The sequence below is a fragment of the Leifsonia sp. NPDC058292 genome (assembly GCF_042880955.1).
In the GTDB taxonomy this organism is placed as follows: Bacteria; Actinomycetota; Actinomycetes; order Actinomycetales; family Microbacteriaceae; genus Leifsonia.
This window is the reverse complement of sequence record NZ_JBHVYL010000072.1, coordinates 1-5,105: the sequence shown is the minus strand read 5'-3', so window position 1 is coordinate 5,105 and position 5,105 is coordinate 1. Positions and strand designations below refer to the sequence as shown.

The following is a 5,105-nucleotide window of genomic DNA, read 5'->3' as shown; positions in this document are numbered from 1 at the left end:
GCCGCATCCGGCAACGCGTCAAACGCATCCCGCCAAACGGACTCTCGTGCTGTGGTCATGACTCAACCCAACCACCACCCACCGACATCCGAATATGCCATGTGACCAGGGATTTAACCTGTGGATAACCCCACCGTCACCCCCACCTGTGGAGGAGACCAATTCCGCGGCTCGCCTCGACGCCGCTCCCGCCTATCCCAGCACGCGATCGATGAAGGGGACCAACAGCGCCATCAGTTCCGCCGGGGCGTCGAGGGGCACGATGTGTCCGCTGGTGGGGATGATCCGGCTGGTCAGGTCGTCTGCGATCGCGCGGAGCTGGCGGGCGGTCGCGTCGCCGACGACCTGTCCGCCGACGGTGAGAGTTGGCACAGTGAGCCGTCGACGCTCGACGGCGTCGGCGATCTGCTCCGCGCTGGTGGGCATCGCGCGGTAGTACTCGAACGCGCAGCGAAGGGAGTCGGGGTCCCGGTAGGCGGCGACGAAAGCGTCTCGGATCGCTGCGTCGATTCCCTTGCCGTCCGCGGTGCCGCTACGGAGGAAGAAGTCGACGTAGGCCGCTTCGTTTCCGGCGAGCACTGCTTCTGCCAGGCCCGGAACGGCGTGGAACCCGAACCACCAGGGCGGTCCGGCCCGGAAGAACTCATCCGCACCGGGGAGCCGGCCGACGGTCGATTCGATGAGAACGAGCCCGTTCACGAGCTCCGGATGTTCCAGCCCGAGGAGAAACGCGGGCGGCCCTCCGGCATCCAGCCCGACAACGACCGCCGAACTCTCGCCGAATGCCTCCAACACGCCGACCATGTCGCGCGAGAGGGTGCGGGCGTCATAGCCGCCCGACGCGCGATCGCTGTCGCCGAGACCCCGAAGATCCGGAGCGATCACCCGGTGTCGTGAGGCGAGCTCCGCGAAGACTGGGCTCCACACCCGCCAGGTGTGCGGAAAGCCGTGCAGCAGAAGAACCGCCGGGCCTCCTCCGCCGCTGGCGACGTTCAGCGTCGTGCCGTTCACGTCGACCTTGCTCACAGTGACGGCACTGGTGCTCGGGATGCTCGGGATGCTCGGGATGCTCGGGATGCTCGGGATGCTCGGGATGCTCATAGTGCTCCGTTCGGTGGTTACCATTGGTGACCACCCAACGCTAAGGAGCACACGATGACCGCGGAAGACGGCACTTTCGACTCACCCGGTCACCGCGCGGTTACCGCTGCCGCCCCGAACCACCGCGGCGACCTCTTCAGCCCCGACTGCCCGACGCGGCAGTTGCTTGACCGGATCGGCGGCAAATGGGTGTCGATGGCGGTGAAGGTTCTCGGCGACGACTACCCGGGGGAGATCCGGTTCGCCGAGCTCAAACGCCGCATGCCCGGCATCTCGCAGAAGATGCTCGCCCAGACGCTCCGTCAGCTCGAGCGCGACTCGTTGGTGGGCCGCCGGGTGGAAGCGACGACCCCGCCGCGCGTGCACTACCGACTGACGGCGCTGGGATACTCGCTCACCGAACCGATAGCGGCACTGCGCGACTGGGCCGAGCTGCACATGGCCCAGATCGACGCCGCGAAAGAGCTCTGGGACAGCGGGGTGCGTGACCGATCGGCTTAGCGGTCCCGCACAAGGGCCGACTAGCATTCGAGGATGACCAGCCCGTCTCAGAGTAAGCACCCGAACGACGCGCCGACCGACGTCCCGATCGGCGGCGACGCGATCCGCCTGGGGCAGTTTCTGAAGCTCGCCGGCCTCCTCGACTCCGGCGGAATCGTGAAACAGGTCATCGTCGACGGCCTCGTGACGGTGAACGGCGAGGTCGACCTCCGTCGCGGACGACAGCTCCAACTCGGAGACATCGTCGGTTTCGAGGGGCGCAAGGTCCGCGTCTCCGCGTGAGAGTCCGCGTCTGCGTGTGAGAGAGCAGCATGACCGAGAAGAGAGCGACATGACCGAGAAGAGACCGACCGTTCTCGTGGTCGGTGCGTCAGGAAGCATCGGCAGACTCGTGGTGGAGGAGGCGCTGCGGCGCGGGCTCGCCACGCGCGCCCTGATCCGCGATGAGTCGAAGGCCGCGGGCATCCCGGATGCTGCGGAGACGGTGATCGGCGACCTCACCCGAGCCGACACCCTTCAGCGGGCGGTCGCCGGCATCGACGGGGTGGTGTTCACGCACGGCGCTCACGAGGGTGGTTCCGCCGCGATGGAGGCGGTCGACTACGGCGCGGTCAAGAACGTGCTAGCAGCTCTCGGCGATCGCCCGGCGCGCATCTCGTTGATGACCCTGATCGGCATCACGAACCGTGACGGCGGTTGGAACCGGGCCAACGAGGCCCTCGACTGGAAACGCCGCTCGGAACGGCTCGTTCGCGCCAGCGGCCGCCCGTACACGATCGTGCGCCCCGGCTGGTTCGACCGCAACGAGTCCGACGAGCACCGAATCGTCTTGTTGCAGGGCGACCGCCCGAGGGCGGAAGACGCCAGCGACGGTGTGATCGCGCGCGAGCAGATCGCCGAGGCCCTCGTCGACGGGCTCACCTCGGATGCGGCCGACCACAAGACGTTCGACCTCGTCGCCGAGCGCGGAGCAGCCCAGACCGACCGCGACGCCCTCTATGCGGCGCTCGACGCCGATCCGGCCGGCGCGCTCGACGGCGTCCACGACCCGCAGAACATGCCACTCGATGCTGAGCCGCAGCGCGTTCTGGCCGACCTCGACGCGGTCCGCCCGGCCTGACCGAACCTCACAAGCCGGCCTGACCGAACCTCACAACCCGGCCTGACCGGCGAGCAGTTCGACGGCGAGCCGCCAGTCGCGCACATCCTCGCTGTTACCGGTCTCCTCTTCGCCGGGAAGGGTGACCCGATACGCGGGGTCGACAACGCCGGCGTCGTGCACCTCTTCGACGAGCCCGAGGTACTCGCCCCCGTAGTAGACCTCCCAGGCCGCCGTGGCCGTCGGACTGTACATCAGAGTGAGCGGAATCGAGCCGTAGCTGTACACCGCGTGCTGATGAGCCAGTTCCTTACCGGACATGCTCGTCACAGTAAACGGTTTCGTGACTCGGAGGAAGACGCAGCGGAAGCCCGGTTCTCGTCGATGTGGGTCGCGTCGACGGCGTCCAGCACCACATCCCTGAGCCGTCCGGTGCGAGCGAACGTGGCGCGCTGACGACCGGCGCCGCCGCCTGTCGCGAGGATGCGCCGCACCCCGGCCCGAACGTGCTCGTCGTCGCCGTTCGCCTCGAGGGCCACAGCGACGTGGTCGAGCAGCGCCGCGACGGCATCCCCTGCCGTGCTCTCCCGACCGTGCACGGGATGCGGCAACCGGCCGCTCGCACCTGTCAGCGCCGCCTGCCACCCGGCCAGGCGCAGTACGGCCGCGGGCAGCTCGGTGGGCGCGACTCCCGCCCGCCATTCCGCCGCCGCGGTGTCGACGAGCGCCCGCACGAGCGACGCGAGCACGACGGTGTCCCTGGCATCGAGGCAGACGTCGGCGATGCGCACCTCCACGGTCGGCTGTTTGCGCGACAGCCGGGCGTCGAGGTACAGCATCCCGTGATCGAGGATGACGCCGGTCGCCACCAGCAGATCTTCGAACGCCTCGTAGGCGGCGAGGGAGCCGAAGACCTCGGTCGGTCCGGCACTCTGCCACTGGCGCCACGTGATGAACCGGTAACTGGCGTATCCGGTGTCGACCCCGTGGGCGTACGGCGAGTTCGCGCTCAACCCGAGCAGAACGGGCAGCCAGGTGCGGATGCGGTCCAGCACCCCGATGCCCTCCTCCTTCGACTCGATGGAGACGTGAACGTGGCAGCCGCAGACCAGGGTTCCGGTCGCCGTGGCGCCGAACCGTCGCATCATCTCCTGATAGCGCGGCTGGTCGGTCGGATGCGGTGTCACGTGCAACGGTGACATGGCGAGAGCGACGGCGCGTGCCCCGAGCGGTGCGGCGAGCGCGTCGGCGAGCGCGCGACCGGCCACCACATCCTCGAGCAGCCGGGAGGCCGACAGCTGCGGACGCGTCTGGGTCTCGAGCATCTCCTGCTGGATCTCCGAGTCCACCGCCGGTGCGCCGGCATCATCCGGAACGGCCGCCAGCGCCTCCGGAGCTCGCGGAACAGGCCCCCCGGTCTCCGCATCGACGAGGAGAAGCTCCTCCTCCACCCCGAATGTCCTCATAGACGAAGTATCGCGGTCGCATTCGCAACGCAACAGCCCTCGACTCGGCGGCGGCCCCGTGTCATGCGCGACGTCACGAAGCGGTCGCGTTGCCCGCGTGCGGGCGTACACTCCGCGCCATGACCGCGCCAAGACTCCTTCTCATCCGCCACGGCGAGAGCACGGCGAACGTCGCCGCGACGGCCGCAGAAGCCGCCGGCCTCGAGGCGATCGAGGTGACCGCGAGGGACGCGGATGTGCCGCTCTCACCACTCGGCGAACAGCAGGCGGCGGCGCTCGGCCCGCGTCTGGCCGCCGAGCTCGGAGGGAGCCCGGAGCGCGCCCGCGTGTTCAGCTCCCCGTACCGCCGCGCCGTGCACACCGCACGACTCGCGCTCGGCGATTCGGCTCCGATCACGATCGACGAGCGGTTGCGCGACCGCGAGCTCGGCATCCTCGACGCCCTGACAGCCCTGGGGGTCGATGCTCGCCTCCCCGCCGAGGCTGCGCGCCGCCGCTGGCTCGGCAAGTTCTACTACCGGCCGCCGGGCGGCGAAGCGTGGACGGATGTGGCATTGCGCATCCGCTCGTTCGCCCGCGATCTCGATTGGACGGACGACCGGCCCATCGTCGTGTTCGCCCACGATGCCGTCGTCAGCCTCTTCCTCTTCGTGTTCCTGGGGCTGACGGAGGAGCAGCTGAACGAGTTCCTGGTGACGCGGGTCGTCGGAAACGCGTCGATCACGAGCCTGGTGCGCGACGACGACGGAGCCTGGACGGTCGAGACGTTCTCCGACGACACGCACCTCAGCGCAGCAGGGGTTGCGGCCACCGAGCATCCAGGAGTCGCCCGTGTCGCAGAGTGAACAGGGTCGTCACAGTCAGGTCGACGCCGACGGCGAGGTCGACGCCGCCTTCCTCCGCGGCTGGCCGCTTCCGGCTCCGGGAGACTCCAAGGC

7 protein-coding genes are annotated in these 5,105 nt (G+C 68.9%); 4 read left to right on the top strand and 3 right to left on the bottom strand.

Annotated elements, in window-relative coordinates; genetic code table 11:
• Nucleotides 1-192: 192 nt before the first annotated feature.
• Nucleotides 193-1,101 carry an alpha/beta fold hydrolase gene (locus ACFVWR_RS18830; protein WP_387215883.1) on the bottom strand — a complete coding sequence of 303 codons (909 nt, stop codon included), beginning with the start codon at nucleotides 1,099-1,101 and terminating at the stop codon, nucleotides 193-195.
• A 54-nt stretch (nucleotides 1,102-1,155) separates the two neighbouring features.
• Here ACFVWR_RS18830 and ACFVWR_RS18825 point away from each other — a divergent pair, with 54 nt between their 5' ends.
• The 3 genes from ACFVWR_RS18825 to ACFVWR_RS18815 are packed head-to-tail and all read left to right on the top strand — an operon-like array spanning nucleotide 1,156 to nucleotide 2,722.
• Nucleotides 1,156-1,602, top strand: coding sequence for a winged helix-turn-helix transcriptional regulator (locus tag ACFVWR_RS18825; RefSeq protein WP_387215880.1), 447 nt, complete (start codon nucleotides 1,156-1,158; stop codon nucleotides 1,600-1,602).
• A gap of 33 nt (nucleotides 1,603-1,635) precedes the next feature.
• Nucleotides 1,636-1,884, top strand: coding sequence for an RNA-binding S4 domain-containing protein (locus tag ACFVWR_RS18820; protein WP_387215877.1), 249 nt, complete (start codon nucleotides 1,636-1,638; stop codon nucleotides 1,882-1,884).
• 49 nt (nucleotides 1,885-1,933) lie between these two features.
• Nucleotides 1,934-2,722, top strand: coding sequence for an SDR family oxidoreductase (locus ACFVWR_RS18815; RefSeq protein WP_387215874.1), 789 nt, complete (start codon nucleotides 1,934-1,936; stop codon nucleotides 2,720-2,722).
• Between the two features lie 30 nt (nucleotides 2,723-2,752).
• Here the strand turns inward: ACFVWR_RS18815 and ACFVWR_RS18810 are convergent, their stop codons facing one another.
• Complete coding sequence (locus ACFVWR_RS18810; protein ID WP_387215872.1) at nucleotides 2,753-3,022, bottom strand: hypothetical protein; 270 nt, start codon at nucleotides 3,020-3,022, stop codon at nucleotides 2,753-2,755.
• A 5-nt stretch (nucleotides 3,023-3,027) separates the two neighbouring features.
• A complete protein-coding gene (locus ACFVWR_RS18805) occupies nucleotides 3,028-4,167 on the bottom strand; it encodes a glutamate--cysteine ligase (RefSeq protein WP_387215869.1) in 1,140 nt (379 codons plus the stop codon).
• A 119-nt stretch (nucleotides 4,168-4,286) separates the two neighbouring features.
• Here ACFVWR_RS18805 and ACFVWR_RS18800 point away from each other — a divergent pair, with 119 nt between their 5' ends.
• Nucleotides 4,287-5,012 carry a histidine phosphatase family protein gene (locus ACFVWR_RS18800; protein WP_387215866.1) on the top strand — a complete coding sequence of 242 codons (726 nt, stop codon included), beginning with the start codon at nucleotides 4,287-4,289 and terminating at the stop codon, nucleotides 5,010-5,012.
• Nucleotides 5,013-5,105 lie beyond the last annotated feature (93 nt).

Excerpts from the sequence above, each read along its gene's own strand:
- ACFVWR_RS18830 (WP_387215883.1), bottom strand. The coding sequence starts at position 1,101 with ATGAGCATCCCGAGCATCCCGAGCATCCCGAGCATCCCGAGCATCCCG.
- ACFVWR_RS18825 (WP_387215880.1), top strand. The coding sequence starts at position 1,156 with ATGACCGCGGAAGACGGCACTTTCGACTCACCCGGTCACCGCGCGGTT.
- ACFVWR_RS18820 (WP_387215877.1), top strand. The coding sequence starts at position 1,636 with ATGACCAGCCCGTCTCAGAGTAAGCACCCGAACGACGCGCCGACCGAC.
- ACFVWR_RS18815 (WP_387215874.1), top strand. The coding sequence starts at position 1,934 with ATGACCGAGAAGAGACCGACCGTTCTCGTGGTCGGTGCGTCAGGAAGC.
- ACFVWR_RS18810 (WP_387215872.1), bottom strand. The coding sequence starts at position 3,022 with ATGTCCGGTAAGGAACTGGCTCATCAGCACGCGGTGTACAGCTACGGC.
- ACFVWR_RS18805 (WP_387215869.1), bottom strand. The coding sequence starts at position 4,167 with ATGAGGACATTCGGGGTGGAGGAGGAGCTTCTCCTCGTCGATGCGGAG.
- ACFVWR_RS18800 (WP_387215866.1), top strand. The coding sequence starts at position 4,287 with ATGACCGCGCCAAGACTCCTTCTCATCCGCCACGGCGAGAGCACGGCG.